The organism is Sphingopyxis sp. A083 (genome assembly GCF_001468495.1).
GTDB lineage: Bacteria > Pseudomonadota > Alphaproteobacteria > Sphingomonadales > Sphingomonadaceae > Sphingopyxis > Sphingopyxis terrae.
In genome coordinates, this window is record NZ_LNSK01000023.1 from 1 (window position 1) to 853 (window position 853).

The 853-nt window shown below is 62.7% G+C and carries 1 pseudogene; it reads left to right on the forward strand.

Annotated features, from left to right (window positions below):
• Positions 1–72 precede the first annotated feature (72 nt).
• Positions 73–853, forward strand: a pseudogene (locus ATE59_RS17950) (IS5 family transposase); the annotation flags it as partial.

Genomic DNA, 853 nt, shown 5'->3' on the forward strand with positions numbered 1-853 from the left:
TAGGCCGTGTTGACAAAAGGGATTCCCAAGCCCGCCTCCTTCTGATTCAAGACTGCTTTTTGAGGAGCAGTCATGGGTCGCGGGGATTTGTCGGATGCGGAGTGGGAACTGATCGGGCCACTGCTGCCGCCTGAGCGCGGCCGTTGGGCGCGGCCCGCGGGCGATAACCGGCTCTTCCTCAATGGAATGCTTCACGTGCTGCGGGTCGGCTGCCCCTGGCGCGACATGCACGAGCGGTACGGCAAATGGAACTCGGTCTATGTGCGCTTCCGCCGCTGGGCCGAACAGGGTGTCTGGGATGCCTTGCTGCAAACGCTGGTCGATCTGGGTCTAACCGACGACTGGCAACACATGATCGACAGCACCAGCGTTCGCGGCCACGTCTCGGCAGCGGGCGGAAAAGGGGGGCTTGTGCGAACGCTCTTGGTCGATCACGCGGCGGCTTTACGAGCAAGATCCACGCCCGCTGCGACAATCAAGGACTGCCTGTCGGCTTCATCCTGACCGGCGGCGAGGCCTCTGATTACACGGCCGCCGAACCGCTGATGGCGATCCCCGTCGCCACACCCAAGGCGCTGCTCGCGGACAAGGGCTATGATGGTAATCGCTTCCGCGACAGCCTGCTCGTCCGGGGCATCCTGCCGATCATCCCGCCCCGCTCGAACCGCAAGGTGCCAGAGCATCCCGACTATCGACGCTACCGGGACCGCAACCGCGTCGAGCGAATGTTCGGCAAGCTCAAACAGCAACGACGGATCGCCACCCGATACGACAAGACACTTCTCTCGTTCGAGAGCTTCCTCAACCTCGCCGCCTCGCGCCTATGGCTGAAGTCTTTTGTCAACACGACCTA